Here is a 19,191-nt window from a genome sequence, read left to right on the forward strand (position 1 = left end):
ACGGGGGCGGGGTGCGGTCACATGGGCGAGGGCGCCCGGCACGGTGTGCGGCGGGCGCCCTCGGCGTCGTGTGCGAGAGGTCAGAGCTTCTCGATCACGTAGTCGACGCACGCGGTCAGCGCCTCGACGTCCGCCGGGTCGATCGCCGGGAACATCGCGATGCGCAGCTGGTTGCGGCCGAGCTTGCGGTACGGCTCGGTGTCCACGATGCCGTTGGCGCGCAGCGCCTTGGCGACGGCCGCCGCGTCGATCTCGTCGGAGAAGTCGATCGTGCCGATGACCTGGGAGCGCTTGGCCGGGTCGGACACGAACGGCGTCGCGTACTTGGACTCCTCCGCCCAGGTGTACAGCCGGGTCGAGGAGTCCTTCGTGCGGGCGGTGGACCAGGCGAGGCCGCCCTGGCCGTTGAGCCACTCCAGCTGCTCGTTGAGCAGGAACAGGGTGGCGAGGGCCGGGGTGTTGTACGTCTGGTTCTTGCGGGAGTTGTCGATCGCCGTGGGCAGCGAGAAGAACTCCGGGACGTGCCGGCCGCTCGCGTGGACGCGCTCGGCGCGCTCGATCGCGGCCGGGGAGAAGACGCCGATCCACAGGCCGCCGTCGGAGGCGAAGGACTTCTGCGGGGCGAAGTAGTAGACGTCGGTCTCGGCGACGTCGACCGGGAGGCCGCCCGCGCCGGAGGTGGCGTCCACCAGGACGAGCGCGCCCTCGTCGGCGCCGGCCACGCGCTTGATCGGCATGGCGACACCGGTGGAGGTCTCGTTGTGGGTGAAGGCGTAGACGTCGACGCCCGCCTCGGCCCGGGCCTCGGGGTGGGTGCCGGGGTCGGCGGAGATGACGGTGGGCTCCGCCAGCCAGGGGGCGAGCTTCGCGGCCTTGGCGAACTTGGAGGAGAACTCGCCGAAGTTGAGGTGCTGGGACTTGTTCTCGATCAGGCCGTGGGTGGCGATGTCCCAGAAGGCGGTGGAGCCGCCGTTGCCGAGGACCACCTCGTAGCCCTCGGGCAGGGAGAACAGCTCCGAGATGCCCTCGCGGACCCTGCCGACCAGGTTCTTCACGGGAGCCTGGCGGTGGGAGGTGCCCAGCAGGGACGTACCGGTGGCGGCGAGGGCGTCCAGCGCCTCGGTCCGCACCTTGGAGGGGCCAGCGCCGAAGCGTCCGTCGGCGGGCTTGATGTCTGCGGGGATCTGGATGTCGGCCACGACTAGGAGGTTAGCCGCTGGGGATGACCGGCGTGGGCACCTGTCCGTCGGATGAGACGAGATCACCGGCACGTGGACTTGTGAGCTTGTACGACGGTACGGGCGGGGCTGTGGAAAAGTCTCGGTGACTGTCCGTGATCGGATGCATCCTGGACGCATGACAGATCTTGCGGGCGAACTGCGCGGGGCCGTGCGGGGCGAGGTCGCCTTCGACGCCGCCTCCCGGGCGCTGGTCACCATGGACGCCTCCAACTACCGGCGGGTCCCGGCGGGGGTGGTCGTGCCGCGCGACGCCGACGACGTGGCCGCCGTGCTGGAGGTGTGCCGGGCGCGCGGGGTGCCGGTGGTGGCGCGCGGCGGGGGCACGTCGATCGCGGGGCAGGCGACGGGGACGGGCGTGGTGCTGGACTTCACCCGGCACATGAACGCCCTGCTGGAGCTGGACCCCGGCAGCCGCACCGCCGTCGTGCAGCCGGGGCTGGTCCTCGACCGGCTCCAGGAGGCCGCCGCCCCGCACGGCCTGCGCTTCGGCCCCGACCCGTCCACCCACAGCCGGTGCACGCTCGGCGGGATGATCGGCAACAACGCGTGCGGCTCGCACTCGGTCGCCTGGGGCACGACCGCGGACAGCGTGCGGGAGCTGTCCGTGCTCACCGCGCGCGGGCAGCGGCTGCGGCTGGGACGGGACTGGGCGGGGGCGCCGGACGGCCTGCGGGAGCTGGCCGAGGCGGAACTGGCCCGGCTGCGCACGGGCTTCCCGGACCTGCCCCGCCGCATCTCCGGTTATGCGCTGGACGCCCTGCTGCCCGAGAACGGCGCCGACGTCGCCCGCTCCTTCTGCGGCTCCGAGGGCACGCTCGGCATCCTGACCGAGGCGGTCGTGGAGCTGGTGGAGGCGCCCGCCGCACGCGCCCTCGCGGTGCTGGGGTACGTCGACGAGAGCGCCGCCGCCGAGGCCGCCGCGGGTCTGCTGCCGTACCGGCCGCTGACGGTCGAGGGCATGGCGGCCGACCTGGTGCGCTCGCCGGCGGGGCTGCCGCGCGGCGGTGCCTGGCTGTTCGTGGAGACCGGCGGCCGGTCGCCGGCGCAGGCACGCGCGCGTGCCGAGGAGATCGTCCGCGCGGCCGACGTCGTGGACGCGCTGGTCGTGACCGACCCGGCCGTCCAGCGCGCCCTGTGGCGCATCCGGGAGGACGCGAGCGGCACGGCGACCAGGATGCCCGACGGCACCGAGGCCTGGCCCGGCTGGGAGGACTGCGCGGTGCCGCCCGCCCGGCTCGGCGCCTACCTGCGCGATTTCCGCGCCCTGCTCTCGGCCCACGGACTGCGCGGCACCCCGTACGGCCACTTCGGCGACGGCTGCGTCCACGTCCGCATCGACTTCGACCTGCTCACCCCGGACGGCGTCGGCCGCTTCCGCCGCTTCTCCGAGGAACTGGCCGACCTGGTGGTGGCGCACGGCGGCTCCCTGTCCGGGGAGCACGGGGACGGGCAGGCGCGCGCGGAGCTGCTGCCGCGGATGTACGGGGCGGGGACGGTACGGCTCTTCGAGCGGGCCAAGGGCGTCTGGGACCCGGACGACCTGCTCAACCCCGGCATGCTGGTCCGCCCGGCACCGCTCGACGGCAACCTCCGCTTCTCCGTGCTCCCGGACCGTCCGGTGGACGTGGCCTTCGGCTACCCGGCCGACGGCGGGGACTTCCGGGCCGCCGTCCGCCGCTGCGTGGGCGTCGCCAAGTGCCGTACGGCCACGGCGTCCGGGCCCGCCGTGATGTGTCCCTCGTTCCGGGCGACCGGCGAGGAGGAGCACTCCACCCGCGGCCGGGCCCGGCTGCTGCACGAGATGCTCGCGGGCGAGGTGGTCACCGACGGCTGGCGGTCCACGGAGGTCCGGGACGCCCTCGACCTCTGCCTGTCCTGCAAGGGCTGCCGCACGGACTGCCCGGTCGGCGTCGACATGGCCACCTACAAGGCGGAGTTCCTGCACCACCACTACGCCGGCCGCCGCCGCCCCGCCGCCCACCACAGCATGGGCCGGCTGCCGCAGTGGCTCCGCCTGGTCGCCCTCACCCGCACGGCCCCGCTGCTCAACGCCCTCGCGACGGTACGGCCGTTGCCGCAGCTGGCGAAGCGCCTCGGCGGGATCGCCCCCGAGCGGGAGATCCCCCGGCTGGCGCGGCGGACGTTCACCGGCTGGTGGCGGAAGAGGCGACCCGCCGAGGCACCGCGGTGCTCCGGTGGCGGCTCCGGCGAGCTGGTGGTGCTGTGGCCGGACACCTTCACCGAGCACCTGTCGCCGTCCGTCGGGCGGGCCGCCGTCCGCGTGCTGGAGGCCGCCGGGCTCGTGGTGGCCCTCCCGCCGACGCTGACCACGCGCGGGGCGGCCGTCGGGGACGGCAGGTCGGGGGCGGCGACCGCGCTGCTGACGGCCCGCCGGGCCCGCGTCTGCTGCGGCCTGACCTACGTCTCCACCGGCCAGCTCGACCGGGCCCGTACGGTGCTGCGCCGCACACTGGATTTGATGGAGCCGGTGCTGCGGGCCGGGGTCCCCGTCGTCGTCCTGGAACCGAGTTGTGCCGCAGCCCTGCGCACGGACCTGCCCGAGCTGCTGCACGACGACCCCCGCGCGGCCCGGCTCTCCTCGGCGGTCCTCACCTTCGCCGAGACGCTGGAACGGCACGCCCCCGACTGGACCCCGCCCGCCGTCGGCCGCCCGGTCGCCGGCCAGACGCACTGCCACCAGCACGCGGTCCTGGGCGACGCCCCCGACCGGCGGCTGCGCGAGGCCGCGGGGCTCACCGGCGAGCTGAGCGGGGGCTGCTGCGGCCTCGCGGGCAATTTCGGCTTCGAGAAGGGCCACTTCGAGGTGTCGCGGACCTGCGCGGAGGAACAGCTCCTGCCCTCGGTACGGCAGGCCCCGCAGGAGACGGTGATCCTGGCGGACGGCTTCTCCTGCCGCACCCAGCTGGAGCAACTCGCGGGGACACGGGGACACCACCTGGCGGAAATCCTGGCCAACGCCCTGGACCGGCAGGAGAGGGGAGGCGACTGACGGACGCGAGGCGACTGACGGACGCCCGCGGGAGGCCGGCGGTGCTCTCGGCCCGGTATCCGAGCACGGCTCGTCTCAGCATCCAGGACAGTCCCGTCAGGGGTTCACACTCCTGACGGAGTCCACTACCCTGGACTCATTAGTACAGCGAGCTGAACAAGATCCGATGCCGAGCAAGCCCAGGACCGCCCCGTGAGCACCCGCAGCGCCACCGCACCCTCGACGCAAGCCGCACCCTCCCCCTCCGGTGGTGCCCCGCGCCGCCTCGGCTCGCTCGGTCCGGTCGGGCTGGTGCTGGCCGGCGGCGTCTCGGTGCAGTTCGGCGGTGCGCTCGCGGTGACGCTGATGCCCCGCGCCGGCGCGCTCGGTGTCGTGACCCTGCGCCTGATCGCGGCGGCCGTAGTCCTGCTGCTGGTGTGCCGCCCGAAGTTCCGCGGCCACTCGCGCACCGACTGGGGCACGGTGATCGTCTTCGGTATCGCCATGGGCGCGATGAACGGCCTCTTCTACGAGGCCGTGGCCCGTATCCCGCTGGGCCCCGCGGTCACCCTGGAGGTCCTCGGCCCGCTGGCACTGTCCGTCCTCGCCTCCCGCCGCGCGGTCAACGCGATCTGGGCGTGCCTGGCCCTCGCGGGCGTCTTCCTGCTCGGCGGCGGAGGGTTCAGCGACCTCGACCCCATCGGTGTCGCCTTCGCCCTGGGGGCCGGCGCCATGTGGGCGGCGTACATCGTCTTCAGTGCGCGTACGGGGCGCCGCTTCCCGCAGGCGGACGGGCTGGCGCTGGCCATGGCCGTCGCGGCCCTGCTCTTCCTCCCCATCGGCATCGCGGAGGCCGGCGGCCGCCTGCTGGACCCCACCACCGTCGCCCTCGGCTCGGCGGTGGCCCTGCTCTCCTCGGTGCTGCCCTACACGCTGGAGCTCCTGGCCCTGCGTCGCCTGCCCGCCTCCACCTTCGCCATCCTCATGAGCCTGGAGCCGGCCATCGCGGCGACGGCCGGCTTCCTGATCCTCGGCCAGGCCCTGTCCGCCGCCCAGGCCGCCGCCATCGCCCTCGTGATCGCGGCGAGCATCGGCGCCGTACGGACCCAGGTGGGGCGCAGCAAGGTCCCGGTCCGGGCCCCGGAGGCCTGACCGCGGCGGGCGCACGCGGGCGCCGTGCGGCCTTTCCCCTCGCGCTGCTGCCCGGCGGGACCGGAACCGGGTACTTTTCCGGCCTGCCGCCCGGAGTGGGCGCACAACCTCGCCGGTGTCTCGCCGGACCGGGGAGGCCTGGTCATCGCCACCTGCCCGCGCGATCCGGGACACCCGGTCCGCCTCATCACCCGGGGAGCCGACTCCGCCGACTCCCCGCGCAGCTTCCGTCGCCGGCCGACCGCGGGCCTCCCAGGGCCTCCCGACAAAATCATGCAAGCATGCTTGATTGTTTCTGGAGCCGCTGCCATGCTCCCCCCTATGGCCGACCCGACGCCCGTCATCGACGACCTGCGTGCCGAGAGCGAAGAACTCGACCTGCTCACGGCTGAGTTGACTCCGCGGCAGTGGGCGCTCCCCACTCCCGCGCCCGGCTGGACCGTCGCCCACCAGATCGCCCACCTCGCCTGGACCGACCACTCGGCCCTGCTGGCCGTCACCGACGCCGGCGCCTTCCAGGCGCTGGTCGAGAAGGCGCTGGCCGCCCCCGGCACGTTCGTGGACGAGGGGGCGGAGGAGGGCGCCCGGCTCCCGCACGCCGAACTGACGGCGACCTGGCGTGCCGGGTGCGACGCCCTCCAGCAGGCCCTGCGCTCCGCGCCGCCGGGCGGCCGGTTCCCCTGGTACGGCCCACCCATGTCGGCCGCATCCATGGCCACAGCCCGTCTCATGGAGACGTGGGCCCATGGACTGGACATCGCCGAGGCCCTTGGTGTGGTGAGCCCACCCACCGACCGGATCAGACATGTGGCCCGACTCGGGGTGCGGACGCGTGACTTCGCCTATACGGTCCACGGACTCACGCCACCCGCCGAGGAGATCCGGGTCGAACTGCGCGCGCCCTCCGGTGACGTGTGGGCGTATGGTCCGGAGGACGCCGCCCAGCGCGTCACCGGCCCCGCCGTGGACTTCTGCCTCCTGGTCACCCAGCGCGCCCACCGCGCCGACCTCGCCCTGACCGCGGAGGGCCCGGACGCCGACCGCTGGCTCGGCATCGCCCAGGCCTTCGCCGGCCCGCCCGGCGCCGGACGTCCGCCGAAGGGTGCGAAGCGGTGAACACGCTGCGCATCGGCAACTTCTCCGGCTTCTACGGCGACCGCTCCGACGCCCTGCGCGAGATGCTGACCGGCGGCGCACTCGACGTCCTCACCGGCGACTACCTCGCCGAACTCACCATGCTCATCCTCGGCCGCGACCGGCTGAAGGACCCCGCCGCCGGCTACGCCCGCACCTTCCCGCGCCAGCTGGAGGACTGCCTCGGCCTCGCCCACGAGCGCGGGGTGCGGATCGTCACCAACGCCGGCGGCCTGAACCCGGCCGGACTCGCCGAGCGGGTGCGCGAGCTGGCCGGGCGGCTCGGCATCCCCCTGCGCGTCGCGCACGTCGAGGGCGACGACCTCGCAGCCGCCCACCCCGGCGCGCTCGCCGCCCACGCCTACCTCGGCGGCTTCGGCATCGCGGAGTGCCTGCGGGCGGGCGCGGACATCGTCGTCACGGGGCGGGTCACCGACGCGGCCCTGGTCACCGGGCCCGCCGCCGCCCACTTCGGCTGGGGTCCGGCGGACCACGACCGCCTCGCCGGCGCCGTCGTCGCCGGGCACGTGCTGGAGTGCGGGACGCAGGCCACCGGCGGCAACTACGCCTTCTTCCGCAAGGGGGACGTGCGCCGTCCCGGCTTCCCGCTCGCAGAGATCCACGCCGACGGCAGCTGCGTCGTCACCAAGCACCCCGGGACCGGCGGATTCGTCGACGTCGGTACGGTCACCGCCCAGCTGCTGTACGAGACCGGCGGCGGCCGGTACGCCGGGCCCGACGTCACCGCCCGGCTGGACACCGTACGGCTGAGCCAGGACGGGCCGGACCGGGTGCGGATCGAGGGCGTGCGCGGTGAGGCCCCGCCGCCGGCGCTCAAGGCCGGGCTCAACCGGCTCGGCGGGTTCCGCAACGAGGTCGTCTTCGTCCTCACCGGACTCGACGTCGAGGCCAAGGCGGCCCTCGTGCGCGAACAGCTCTCCGACGCGCTCGCCAAGTCGCCGCCCGGTGAGGTGCGGTGGGATCTCGTCCGCACCGACCGGGCCGACGCGGCCACCGAGGAGACCGCGAGCGCCCTGCTGCGGCTCGTCGTCCGCGACCCTGACCAGCAGGTCGTGGGCCGGGCACTGAGCGGGGCCGCTGTGGAGCTGGCCTTGGCGAGCTACCCGGGCTTCCATGTGCTGGCACCACCCGGAAAGGGCACCCCCTATGGGGTCTTCGAGGATGTGTACGTACCCCAAGGTGCCGTCGACCACATGGCCGTTCTCCACGACGGACGCCGTATCCCTGTGCCGGCACCACAGGAGACACATGAACTGGCCGACGTACCGCCCCAGCCGCTTCCCGACCCCCTCCCGCCCGGCCCCACCCGCCGCGCCCCCCTCGGCCTGGTCGCCGGAGCCCGCAGCGGGGACAAGGGCGGGAACGCCAACGTCGGAGTCTGGGCCCGTACCGACGACGCCTGGCGCTGGCTCGCCCACGAGCTGACCGCCGACCGCTTCCGGCAGCTGGTCCCCGAGAGCCGCGACCTGCCCGTCACCCGGCACCCACTGCCGAACCTGCGCGCCCTCAACTTCGTCGTCGAGGGCATCCTCGGCGCCGGCGTCGCCGCCCAGCACCGCTTCGACCCGCAGGCCAAGGCCCTCGGCGAATGGCTGCGCTCCCGCCACCTGGACATCCCGGAGATGCTGCTGTGACGGTTCTGAAGACCGCCCTGGACCCCGCCGCCCCCGACTACCGGGCCAACCGCGAGGCCATGCTCACCAAGGTCGCCGACCTGGAGGCCGAGCACGCCAAGGCGCTCGCCGGCGGCGGCCCCAAGTACGTCGAACGGCATCGCGGGCGCGGCAAACTGCTCGCCCGCGAGCGGATCGAACTGCTCCTCGACCCCGACACCCCGTTCCTGGAGCTGTCCCCGCTGGCCGCCTGGGGCAGCGACTACGCCGTCGGCGCCTCCCTGGTCACCGGGATCGGCGTGGTCGAGGGCGTGGAGTGCCTGATCACCGCGAACGACCCGACCGTACGCGGCGGCGCCAGCAACCCGTGGAGCCTGAAGAAGGCCCTGCGCGCCAACGACATCGCCCTCGCCAACCGGCTGCCCTGCGTCAGCCTGGTGGAGTCCGGCGGGGCCGACCTGCCGTCGCAGAAGGAGATCTTCATCCCCGGCGGGGCCGTCTTCCGCGACCTCACCCGGCTCTCCGCCGCCGGTGTCCCGACCATCGCCGTCGTCTTCGGCAACTCCACCGCCGGCGGCGCCTACGTCCCCGGCATGTCCGACCACGTGATCATGGTCAAGGAGCGGGCCAAGGTGTTCCTCGGCGGGCCGCCCCTGGTGAAGATGGCCACCGGGGAGGAGAGCGACGACGAGTCGCTGGGCGGCGCGGAGATGCACGCGCGCGTGTCCGGCCTCGCCGACCACTTCGCCGTCGACGAACCGGACGCCCTGCGCCAGGCGCGCCGCGTGGTCGCCCGCCTCAACCACCGCAAGGCACACCCCGATCCGGGCCCCGCCGAGCCGCCCCGGTACGACCCGGACGAACTCCTCGGCATCGTCCCCGGCGACCTGAAGACCCCCTTCGACCCGCGCGAGGTCATCGCCCGGATCGTCGACGCCTCCGACTACGACGAGTTCAAGCCGCTGTATGGCACGAGCCTCACCACCGGCTGGGCGAGTCTGCACGGCTATCCCGTCGGCATCCTGGCCAACGCCCGGGGCGTCCTGTTCAGCGAGGAGTCGCAGAAGGCCGCCCAGTTCATCCAGCTCGCCAACCAGCGCGACATCCCGCTGCTGTTCCTGCACAACACCACCGGCTACATGGTCGGCAGGGAGTACGAGCAGGGCGGCATCATCAAGCACGGCGCGATGATGATCAACGCGGTCAGCAACAGCCGCGTGCCCCACCTGTCCGTGCTCCTCGGGGCGTCGTACGGCGCCGGGCACTACGGCATGTGCGGCCGCGCCTACGACCCCCGCTTCCTGTTCGCCTGGCCCGGCGCCAAGTCCGCCGTCATGGGACCGCAGCAGCTCGCGGGCGTGCTCTCCATCGTCGCCCGGCAGTCGGCGGCGGCGAAGGGACGGCCGTACGACGACGACGCGGACGCGGCCCTGCGCGCCATGGTGGAGCAGCAGATCGAGTCGGAGTCGCTGCCGATGTTCCTGTCCGGGCGGCTGTACGACGACGGCGTCATCGACCCGCGCGACACCCGCACCGTCCTCGGCCTGTGCCTGTCCGCCGTCCACACCGCGCCCTACGAGGGTGCGCGCGGCGGCTTCGGCGTCTTCCGGATGTGAGGGACCACGTGATTTCGACCGTACTCGTCGCCAACCGCGGCGAGATCGCCTGCCGCGTCTTCCGCACCTGCGCGGACCTCGGCATCCGCACCGTGGCCGTGCACTCCGACGCCGACGAGAACGCGCTCCACGCGCGCGTGGCCGACGCGGCGGTACGGCTGCCGGGAGCGGCGCCCGCGGAGACGTACCTGCGCGGGGACCTGATCGTGAAGGCCGCCCTGGCCGCCGGCGCGGACGCGGTCCACCCCGGCTACGGCTTCCTCTCCGAGAACGCCGGCTTCGCCCGCGCCGTCCTCGACGCCGGCCTGACGTGGATCGGCCCGCCCCCTCAGGCCATCGAGGCCATGGCGTCCAAGACCCGCGCCAAGCGGCTGATGGGTCTCGCGCCCCTCGACGCGTCCGAGGTGACCGACGCCGGCCTGCCGGTCCTGGTGAAGGCCGCCGCGGGCGGCGGGGGGCGCGGCATGCGGATCGTGCGCCGCCTGGACGAGCTGCCCGCCGCGCTGGAGGGCGCGCGCGCCGAGGCCGCGAGCGCCTTCGGTGACGGCGAGGTGTTCGTAGAGCCGTACATCGAGCACGGCCGGCACGTCGAGGTGCAGATCCTCGCCGACGCCCACGGCACCGTCTGGGCGCTCGGCACCCGCGACTGCTCCCTCCAGCGCCGCCACCAGAAGGTCATCGAGGAGGCCCCGGCGCCCGGCCTGACCGCGGGGCTCCAGGAGGAGCTGCACGCGCTCGCCGTGCGCGCCGCGCGCGCCGTCTCCTACACCGGCGCCGGCACGGTCGAGTTCCTGGTCGCCGACGGCCGCGCGCACTTCCTGGAGATGAACACCCGCCTGCAGGTCGAGCACCCCGTCACCGAGGCGGTGCTCGGCATCGACCTCGTGGCGGAGCAGATCCGCGTCGCGGAGGGCCGCCCGCTGGACGGCGAGCCGCCACGCGCGCGCGGCCACGCCGTCGAGGCCCGCCTCTACGCCGAGGACCCCGCGCGGGGCTGGGCCCCGCAGACCGGCACCCTGCACCGGCTCGCGGTACCGGCCGGCGTCCGCCTCGACACCGGCTGCGCCGACGGCGACACCATCGGCGTGCACTACGACCCGATGCTCGCGAAGGTCGTCGCACACGCGCCCACGCGCGCGGAGGCGGTCCGCAGACTCGCCGGCGCCCTCGACACGGCCGCCGTCCACGGCCCGGTCACCAACCGCGACCTGCTGGTGCGCTCCCTGCGGCACGAGGAGTTCACGTCCGCCCGCATGGACACCGGCTTCTACGACCGCCACCTGCCCGAGCTGACCGCACCGGCCGCCGATCCGTACGCCCCGCTCGCCGCCGCCCTCGCCGACGCCCACGGCCGCTCCCGCTTCGGCGGCTGGCGCAACGTCCCCTCGCAGCCGCAGGTCAAGCGGTACGAGATGGCGGGCGAGGAGCACGAGGTGCGCTACCGGCATACGCGGGAGGGCCTCGCGGCCGACGGGGTGCGGGTCGTGCACGCCGGCGCGTACCTGGTCGTCCTCGACGTGGACGGGGTGCGGCGCAGGTTCGAGGTGGCCCGGTACGGCGACCAGGTCCACGTCGGCTCCACCCGCCTCACCGCCCTGCCCCGCTTCCCCGACCCGGCCGCCCAGCTCGCGCCGGGCTCCCTGCTGGCGCCGATGCCGGGCACGGTCGTCCGCGTCGCCGACGGGCTGGCCGAGGGCGCCGCGGTCCGGGCCGGCCAGCCGCTGATCTGGCTGGAGGCGATGAAGATGCAGCACCAGATCCCGGCGCCCGTCACGGGCACGCTCGGCGCCCTGCACGTCAGGACGGGACAGCAGGTCGAGCCAGGAATGTTGCTGGCGGTCGTACACGAACTCCAGGAGTCCAGATGACCACCCTCATCGAGTCCGAAGAGCACAAGGCCCTCCGCTCAGCGGTCGCCGCCCTCGGCAGGCGCTACGGCCGCGACTACGTCACCCGCACCATCGCCGAGGGCCGCCACCCCACCGAACTCTGGGCGGAGGCCGGCAAACTCGGCTACCTCGGCGTCAACCTCCCCGAGGAGTACGGCGGCGGAGGCGGCGGCATCGCCGAACTCTCCATCGTCCTGGAGGAGCTGGGCGCCGCCGGGTCTCCCCTGCTGATGCTGGTCGTCTCCCCGGCCATCTGCGGCACGGTGATCTCCCGCTTCGGCACGGAGGAGCAGAAGCGGACCTGGCTGCCCGGCCTCGCCGACGGCACCCGCACCATGGCCTTCGGCATCACCGAACCCGACGCGGGCTCCAACTCCCACCGCCTCACCACCACCGCCCGCCGCGACGGCGCCGACTGGCTGCTCACCGGCCGCAAGGTCTTCGTCTCCGGCGTGGACCAGGCGGACGCCACCCTCGTCGTCGGCCGCACGGAGGACGCCCGCACCGGCACGCTCAAGCCCTGCCTCTTCATCGTGCCGCGGGATGCCGAGGGCTTCTCCCGGCACCGCATCGACATGGAACTCAACGCCGCGGAGAAGCAGTTCGAGCTGTTCCTGGACGACGTGCGGCTGCCCGGCGATGCGCTGGTCGGTGGGGGCACCTCCCACGCTTCCGGCAGTGGAGGAGAGGACGCCGGCCTGCTCCAGCTGTTCGCCGGACTCAACCCCGAACGCGTCATGACGGCCGCCTTCGCCATCGGGATGGGCCGGTTCGCGCTCGCGAGGGCCGTCGAGTACGCCCGCGACCGTACCGTCTGGAAGGCTCCCATCGGCACCCACCAGGCCATCGCCCACCCTCTGGCGCAGGCGCACATCGACCTGGAGCTGGCCCGGCTGATGATGCAGAAGGCGGCCCATCTCTACGACGCGGGCGACGACGCCGGGGCGGGCGAGGCCGCCAACATGGCGAAGTACGCGGCCGGGGAGGCCTGCGTGAAGGCCGTCGACCAGGCCGTGCACACCCTCGGCGGCAACGGGCTCACGCGCGAGTTCGGGCTCGCCCCGCTGATAACGGCGGCGCGCGTGGCTCGTATCGCCCCGGTGAGCCGGGAGATGATTCTCAACTACGTCTCCCACCAGACCCTGGGCCTGCCCAAGTCCTACTAGGTCTCCCGTCCGCCTCACCCGGACGAGAGCCCCAGGCCGCCGTAGCCGCTTGGAGGAACCGTGTTCCGCAGCGAGTACGCAGACGTCCCGCCCGTAGAACTCCCCATCCACGAGGCCGTCCTGGGCCGGGCCGCCGACTTCGGCGACCAGCCGGCCCTCATCGACGGCACGGACGGCACCACCCTCACGTACGAGCAGGTGGACCGGTTCCACCGGCGCCTGGCCGCCGCGTTCGCCGACGCCGGCGTCCGCAAGGGCGACGTCCTCGCCCTGCACAGCCCCAACACCGTCGCCTTCCCGACCGCCTTCTACGCGGCCACGCGCGCGGGCGCCTCCGTCACCACGGTGCACCCGCTCGCCACCCCGGAGGAGTTCGCCAAGCAGCTCGGCGACAGCGGCGCCCGCTGGATCGTCACCGTCTCCCCGCTGCTCGCGGCCGCCCGCCGCTCCGCCGAACTCGCGGGCGGCGTACGGGAGATCCTCGTGTGCGACAGCGCACCCGGGCACCGCTCCCTGATCGACCTCCTGGCCACCACCGCCCCCGAGCCCCGCGTCGGCTTCGACCCCGCCGAGGACGTCGCCGCGCTGCCGTACTCGTCCGGCACCACCGGCGTCCCCAAGGGCGTGATGCTCACCCACCGGCAGATCGCCACCAACCTGGCCCAGCTCGAACCCGCCGTCCCGGCCGGACCCGGCGACCGCATCCTCGCCGTCCTGCCGTTCTTCCACATCTACGGCCTGACCGCCCTGATGAACGCGCCCCTGCGCCAGGGCGCCACGGTCGTCGTGCTGCCCCGCTTCGACCTGGAGACCTTCCTCGCCGCGATCGAGACCCACCGCATCACCAACCTGTACGTCGCCCCGCCCATCGTCCTCGCCCTCGCCAAGCACCCGGCCGTCACCCGCTACGACCTGTCGTCGCTGAAGCACGTCATCAGCGCCGCCGCCCCCCTCGACGCCCGGCTCGCCCTCGCCTGCAGCGAACGCCTCGGCCTGCCCCCGATCGGCCAGGCCTACGGCATGACGGAACTGTCGCCCGGCACCCACGTCGTCCCCCTCGACCGCCTGCACGAGGCACCCGCCGGCACGGTCGGCAGACTGATCGCCGGCACCGAGATGCGGATCGTCTCCCTGGACGACTCCGGCAAGGACCTCGGCACCGGCGAGCGCGGCGAGATCCTCATCCGCGGACCGCAGGTGATGAAGGGCTACCTCGGCCGCCCCGACGCCACGGCCGCCCTGATCGACGCCGACGGCTGGGTGCACACCGGCGACGTGGGCCATGTCGACGCCGACGGCTGGCTGTTCGTCGTCGACCGGGTCAAGGAACTCATCAAGTACAAGGGCTACCAGGTGGCCCCCGCCGAACTGGAGGCCCTGCTGGTCACCCACCCCGGCATCGCCGACGCCGCCGTCGTCGGCGCCCCCGACGACTCCGGCAACGAGATCCCGCACGCCTTCGTCGTCCGCCGCCCCACCGCCGGCGAACTGACCGAGAACGAGATCCTGCTGTACGTCGCCGAACGCGTCGCCCCCTACAAACGCGTCCGCCGGATCACCTTCACCGACACCGTCCCGCGCGCCGCCTCCGGCAAGATCCTGCGGCGGCAGCTCAGGGAGCACGCATGAACGCACCCATCGGCCGCACACGCGCGCGTGCCGTCGAAACCCTCAGCCTCGACTCGGCCGGCACCCGCAACGCGCTCTCCGCGCCGCTCGTCTCCGGCCTCGCCGACGCCCTGACCGACTGCGGCAAGGACCCGGACGTACGGGCCGTCGTCCTCACCCACACCGGCACCACCTTCTGCGCCGGGGCCGACCTGCGCGACCCGCCCCACCCGGACGCGCTGGTGGGCCTGCTGCGGCAGATCGTCGAGCTGCCCAAACCGGTCGTCGCCCGGGTCACCGGACACGTCCGCGCCGGCGGCCTCGGCCTCCTCGCCGCCTGCGACATCACCGCCGCCGCCACCACGGCCACCTTCGCCTTCACCGAGGTCCGCATCGGCGTCGCCCCCGCCGTGATCTCCCTGCCGGTGATGCCGCGCGCCGACCCGCGCGCCCTGGCCCGCTACTACCTCACCGGCGAACGCTTCGGCCCCGCCGAGGCCGTGCGCCTCGGCCTGCTCACCGCGACCGCGGACGACGTCGACGAGGCCCTGGCCACCGTCCTCGACGGCCTGCGCCGCTCCTCGCCCCAGGCCCTGGCCGAGACGAAACGACTGCTCACGGCTAGGGTGCTGGAAACGTTCGACCGGGACGCGGCCGCCCTGACCGCGCTCTCGGCCCGGCTGTTCTCCTCCGCCCACGCCCGGGAGGGGATGACGGCCTTCCTGGAGAGACGGGACGCGGCATGGGTGGTGTGAGCACGTGAGCACGACGGCGGAACGCGACCGCGCGCCCAAGCAGGACCGCAGCCGGGCCACCCGGCAGCGGCTCCTGGAGGCCGCCGTGGCCTGCCTCGCCGAGCACGGCTGGGCGGGCTCCACGGTGTCCGTCGTCGCCGAACGCGCCGGCGTCTCCCGGGGCGCCGCCCAGCACCACTTCCCGACCCGCGAGGACCTGTTCACCGCGGCCGTCGAGTACGTCGCCGAGGAACGCTCCACCGCGCTCAGGGATTTGTTCCCGCACGGCGCCGCCGACCGCCGCGCCCTGCTGCGCGCCCTCGTCGACCTCTATACAGGCCCCCTCTTCCGGGCCGCCCTGCAGCTGTGGGTCGCCGCCTCCAACGAGGAGCAGCTGCGCGGCCGGGTCACCGAACTCGAGGCCCGCGTCGGCCGCGAGACCCACCGCATCGCCGTCGACCTCCTCGGCGCCGACGAGTCACGCCCCGGCGTCCGCGAGACCGTCCAGGGCTTCCTGGACATGGCCCGCGGCCTCGGCCTCGCCAACCTCCTCACCGACGACACCGCCCGCCGCGAACGTGTGGTGTCCCAGTGGGCGGCCCTGCTGGACGGGGCGCTGGGCTGAACCCCTCGCGCTCGGGGCGAGTCCTGACCGGTTCCGGGCGACCGACGCGCCGGGTGAGGTGGGTCACACGCGTATCCGGCGGGCCGCAGTACCCTTGCCCCATGCTTCCGATGCTCGTCCGACGCCGCCACGTGGACTACGTGCGCGTCACGAGCATGGGCTGTCGGCGCTTCTCCGCCTGACCCAGCCCCCTTCGCTCTTCTCACCTTCCTTTTCCGGCACCCGGGGGCCCGCCCCACCCCCGGCGGCGCCCTGTGCCCCGTAGACCCCGCGGACGCATCATGACCTCGCTCAGCGCGACGACCCCGTCGTACGACCAGCTCCCGATCATCGACCTGTCGGCCGCCGACCGCGGTCCCCAGGCCCGGGCCCTGCTCCACGCCCAGCTGCACAGCGCCGCCCACGACGTCGGCTTCTTCCAGCTCGTCGGCCACGGGGTGACCCGGGCCGAGACCGACGCGCTGCTCACCGCCATGCGTGCCTTCTTCGCCCTCCCCGAGGCCGACCGCCTGGCCCTCGACAACGTGGGCTCCCCGCACTTCCGCGGCTACACCCGCACCGGGGACGAGCGCACTGGCGGCTCCCGCGACTGGCGCGACCAGCTCGACATCGGCGCCGAACGCCCCGCCCGCGCCCCCGGCCCCGGCGAGCCCCCGTACTGGTGGCTCCAGGGCCCCAACCAGTGGCCCGCCGCCCTCCCCGAGCTGCGCACGGCGGCCCTGGCCTGGATCGACCGGCTCAGCGCCGTCGCCCAGCGCCTGCTGCGCGAACTGCTCACCGCCATCGGCGCCCCGGCCGGCTTCTACGACCCGATCTTCGGCGCCCACGCCCACCCGCACCTCAAGCTCGTCCGCTACCCCGGCAGCGCCGGCGACGGCACCGACCAGGGCGTGGGCGCGCACAAGGACTACGGCTTCCTGACCCTCCTGCTCCAGGACACGGTCGGCGGCCTCCAGGTCCTGCGCGAGGACGGCCGCTTCCACGACGTGCCGCCGATCGAGGGCGCCTTCGTGGTCAACCTGGGCGAACTGCTGGAGGTGGCCACCAACGGCTACCTCCTCGCGACCAACCACCGCGTGGTCAGCCCGCCCGGAGCCACCGAGCGCTTCTCGGTGCCGTTCTTCTACAACCCCCGCCTGGACGCGAGGATCGAGCCCCTGCCGTTCCCGCACGCGTCCGACGCCCCCGGCGTCACCGACGACCCGACGAACCCGCTGTACGCGGAGTACGGCTACAACGAACTGAAGGGCAAGCTGAGGGCGCACCCGCTGGTGGCGGAGCGGCACCACACGCGGCTGCTCACGCCGGCGTGAGCAGCGGGGGCCGCGGGACCGCACCGGCCGATACGGGGTCCCGCGGCCGCACCGCCCTGCCAGGCCGTGTCCGCGAAGTCGCGCCTGCGCCGCGACGCCCGCCCTGCGGGCGAACGACGCGACTTCGCGGACAGGCCTAGCGGGCGATGTCCGCGTACCCCGAGACGTCCTCCGGCCGACGCGGTCCCGGCCCCACGTACCGCGCCGAGGGCCGCACGAGGCGCCCCGTGCGCTTCTGCTCGAGGATGTGCGCCGACCACCCGGCCGTCCGCGCGCACGTGAACATCGACGTGAACATGTGGGCCGGCACCTCCGCGAAGTCCAGCATGATCGCCGCCCAGAACTCCACGTTGGTCGCCAGCACCCGGTCCGGCCGCCGGTTGTGCAGCTCCTCCAGCGCGGCCTTCTCCAGTGCCTCCGCGATCTCGAAGCGGGGGGCGCCCAGCTCCCGCGCCGTACGCCGCAGCACCCGCGCCCGCGGGTCCTCGGCCCGGTACACCCGGTGCCCGAACCCCATCAGCCGCTCGCCCCGGTCCAGGGCCTGCTTGACGTAGGCCTCCGCGTCCCCGGTGCGCTCGATCTCCTCGATCATCCCGAGCACCCGCGAGGGCGCGCCCCCGTGCAGCGGCCCGGACATCGCGCCGACCGCACCCGACAGCGCGGCCGCGACGTCCGCGCCGGTGGAGGCGATGACCCGCGCGGTGAAAGTCGACGCGTTCATCCCGTGCTCGGCGGCCGACGTCCAGTACGCGTCCACGGCCGCGACGTGCTTCGGGTCCGGCTCACCGCGCCAGCGGATCATGAACCGCTCCACGACCGACTGCGCCTTGTCGATCTCCCGCTGCGGCACCATCGGCAGCCCCTGCCCGCGCGCCGACTGGGCGACGTAGGACAGCGCCATGACGGCGGCCCGCGCGAGGTCCTCGCGGGCCTGCTCCGCGTCGATGTCGAGCAGCGGTTTCAGGCCCCACACCGGGGCGAGCATCGCCAGCGCCGACTGCACGTCCACGCGGATGTCGCCGGAGTGCACCGGGATGGGGAACGGCTCGGCGGGCGGGAGGCCGGGGTTGAAGGCGCCGTCGACCAGCAGCCCCCACACGTTCCCGAAGGACACGTGCCCGACCAGGTCCTCGATGTCGACGCCCCGGTAGCGCAGGGCACCGCCCTCCTTGTCGGGTTCGGCGATCTCCGTCTCGAACGCGACGACTCCTTCGAGCCCGGGTACGAAATCGGACATCAGGCGGCTCCTCGTGATGTGTCGGCTGCGGTCACCCCGGTGATGCCCCGGTGAACCGGTGGTCACCCGTACCGCCAGGGAACCAGCACCATAGCCCCCGGTGCCACACTTGGGGAGACCACACGACACTGAGTGCCAAGCGCGTTCGATACGGCAGGATGGCCGCGTGACCGACCGCGAACCCACCCTCGACCCGCTGCTGGACCCCGCCGCCATGCGCAAGCAGTACCGGGCCGCCGGCCTCGACGAGAGGGACCTCCCCGCGCACCCGATGGACCAGTTCGCCGGCTGGTTCGAGGACGCCGCGCGGGCGGCCCTGCACGGCACGCTCTACGAACCCAACGCGATGGTCGTCTCCACGGCGGACGCCGCCGGCCGCCCCAGCTCGCGCACGGTCCTTATGAAGCAGTTCGACACCGACGGCTTCGTCTTCTACACCAACTACGACTCCCGCAAGGCCCGCGACCTCGGGGAGAACCCCTACGTCTCCCTGCTCTTCCCCTGGCACCCGATCGCCCGCCAGATCATCGTCACCGGCGTCGCCCGCCGCACAGGCCGCGACGAGACCGCCGCCTACTTCCGCACCCGCCCGCACGGCTCCCAGCTGGGTGCCTGGGCCAGCGCCCAGTCCACGGTGATCGCCTCCCGCACCGAACTGGACGCCGCCTACGCCGACCTCGAGGCCCGCTACCCCGAGGACGAACGGGTCCCGGTCCCGCCGCACTGGGGCGGCTTCCGCGTCGCCCCCCAGACGATCGAGTTCTGGCAGGGCCGCGAGAACCGCCTCCACGACCGCCTGCGCTACGTCTGCCGGCCGGACGGCAGCTGGAAGGTCGAACGGCTCTGCCCGTGA

14 protein-coding genes are annotated in these 19,191 nt (G+C 73.8%); 12 read left to right on the plus strand and 2 right to left on the minus strand.

The window, feature by feature from the left end:
- Positions 1–80: 80 nt before the first annotated feature.
- Positions 81–1,199 (minus strand): phosphoserine transaminase, encoded by a 1,119-nt coding sequence (serC, locus tag IE177_RS24315; protein ID WP_190017526.1) that lies wholly within the window; start codon positions 1,197–1,199, stop codon positions 81–83.
- A 157-nt stretch (positions 1,200–1,356) separates the two neighbouring features.
- Between serC and IE177_RS24320 the strand changes: the two genes are divergently transcribed.
- The 11 genes from IE177_RS24320 to IE177_RS24370 all read left to right on the plus strand — a co-directional run bounded on the left by IE177_RS24320 (position 1,357) and on the right by IE177_RS24370 (position 17,101).
- Complete coding sequence (locus IE177_RS24320) at positions 1,357–4,251, plus strand: FAD-binding and (Fe-S)-binding domain-containing protein (RefSeq protein ID WP_190017527.1); 2,895 nt, start codon at positions 1,357–1,359, stop codon at positions 4,249–4,251.
- A 192-nt stretch (positions 4,252–4,443) separates the two neighbouring features.
- Complete coding sequence (locus IE177_RS24325; protein ID WP_190017528.1) at positions 4,444–5,382, plus strand: EamA family transporter; 939 nt, start codon at positions 4,444–4,446, stop codon at positions 5,380–5,382.
- Positions 5,383–5,703: 321 nt separating this feature from the next.
- Positions 5,704–6,498, plus strand: a complete 795-nt coding sequence (locus tag IE177_RS24330; protein WP_190017529.1) for a TIGR03084 family metal-binding protein — start codon at positions 5,704–5,706, stop codon at positions 6,496–6,498.
- A complete protein-coding gene (locus IE177_RS24335; RefSeq protein ID WP_190017530.1) occupies positions 6,495–8,171 on the plus strand; it encodes an acyclic terpene utilization AtuA family protein in 1,677 nt (558 codons plus the stop codon). Before IE177_RS24330 ends, IE177_RS24335 begins: the two co-directional genes overlap by 4 nt.
- On the plus strand, positions 8,168–9,766 hold the full coding sequence (locus tag IE177_RS24340; protein ID WP_190017531.1) for an acyl-CoA carboxylase subunit beta: 1,599 nt from the start codon (positions 8,168–8,170) through the stop codon (positions 9,764–9,766). Before IE177_RS24335 ends, IE177_RS24340 begins: the two co-directional genes overlap by 4 nt.
- Before the next feature lie 8 nt (positions 9,767–9,774).
- Positions 9,775–11,634, plus strand: a complete 1,860-nt coding sequence (locus IE177_RS24345; protein WP_190017532.1) for an acetyl/propionyl/methylcrotonyl-CoA carboxylase subunit alpha — start codon at positions 9,775–9,777, stop codon at positions 11,632–11,634.
- Positions 11,631–12,821 (plus strand): acyl-CoA dehydrogenase family protein, encoded by a 1,191-nt coding sequence (locus IE177_RS24350; protein ID WP_190017533.1) that lies wholly within the window; start codon positions 11,631–11,633, stop codon positions 12,819–12,821. Before IE177_RS24345 ends, IE177_RS24350 begins: the two co-directional genes overlap by 4 nt.
- A 60-nt stretch (positions 12,822–12,881) precedes the next feature.
- Entirely contained in the window at positions 12,882–14,450 is a 1,569-nt protein-coding gene (locus tag IE177_RS24355; RefSeq protein ID WP_190017534.1) for a 4-coumarate--CoA ligase family protein, read from the plus strand.
- Positions 14,447–15,184: an enoyl-CoA hydratase family protein gene (locus tag IE177_RS24360; protein WP_190017535.1), complete on the plus strand. Its 738-nt coding sequence runs from the start codon at positions 14,447–14,449 to the stop codon at positions 15,182–15,184. The genes IE177_RS24355 and IE177_RS24360 overlap by 4 nt, the downstream gene beginning before the upstream one ends.
- Before the next feature lie 4 nt (positions 15,185–15,188).
- Positions 15,189–15,788 carry a TetR/AcrR family transcriptional regulator gene (locus IE177_RS24365; RefSeq protein ID WP_190017536.1) on the plus strand — a complete coding sequence of 200 codons (600 nt, stop codon included), beginning with the start codon at positions 15,189–15,191 and terminating at the stop codon, positions 15,786–15,788.
- A 281-nt stretch (positions 15,789–16,069) separates the two neighbouring features.
- Complete coding sequence (locus IE177_RS24370; RefSeq protein ID WP_190017537.1) at positions 16,070–17,101, plus strand: isopenicillin N synthase family dioxygenase; 1,032 nt, start codon at positions 16,070–16,072, stop codon at positions 17,099–17,101.
- A 136-nt stretch (positions 17,102–17,237) separates the two neighbouring features.
- On the opposite strand, the gene IE177_RS24375 is transcribed toward IE177_RS24370, so the two are convergent.
- Positions 17,238–18,338: a citrate synthase 2 gene (locus tag IE177_RS24375; RefSeq protein ID WP_190017538.1), complete on the minus strand. Its 1,101-nt coding sequence runs from the start codon at positions 18,336–18,338 to the stop codon at positions 17,238–17,240.
- A 166-nt stretch (positions 18,339–18,504) separates the two neighbouring features.
- Between IE177_RS24375 and pdxH the strand changes: the two genes are divergently transcribed.
- Positions 18,505–19,191 carry a pyridoxamine 5'-phosphate oxidase gene (gene pdxH / locus IE177_RS24380; RefSeq protein ID WP_190017539.1) on the plus strand — a complete coding sequence of 229 codons (687 nt, stop codon included), beginning with the start codon at positions 18,505–18,507 and terminating at the stop codon, positions 19,189–19,191.

This window comes from Streptomyces lucensis JCM 4490 (assembly GCF_014650035.1).
GTDB lineage: Bacteria > Actinomycetota > Actinomycetes > Streptomycetales > Streptomycetaceae > Streptomyces > Streptomyces lucensis.

What these genes read in the sequence shown, in the direction of transcription:
- IE177_RS24350 (WP_190017533.1), top strand. Translation starts at nt 11,631, where the DNA reads ATGACCACCCTCATCGAGTCCGAAGAGCACAAGGCCCTCCGCTCAGCG.
- IE177_RS24320 (WP_190017527.1), top strand. Translation starts at nt 1,357, where the DNA reads ATGACAGATCTTGCGGGCGAACTGCGCGGGGCCGTGCGGGGCGAGGTC.
- IE177_RS24375 (WP_190017538.1), bottom strand. Translation starts at nt 18,338, where the DNA reads ATGTCCGATTTCGTACCCGGGCTCGAAGGAGTCGTCGCGTTCGAGACG.
- IE177_RS24330 (WP_190017529.1), top strand. Translation starts at nt 5,704, where the DNA reads ATGGCCGACCCGACGCCCGTCATCGACGACCTGCGTGCCGAGAGCGAA.
- IE177_RS24360 (WP_190017535.1), top strand. Translation starts at nt 14,447, where the DNA reads ATGAACGCACCCATCGGCCGCACACGCGCGCGTGCCGTCGAAACCCTC.
- IE177_RS24370 (WP_190017537.1), top strand. Translation starts at nt 16,070, where the DNA reads ATGACCTCGCTCAGCGCGACGACCCCGTCGTACGACCAGCTCCCGATC.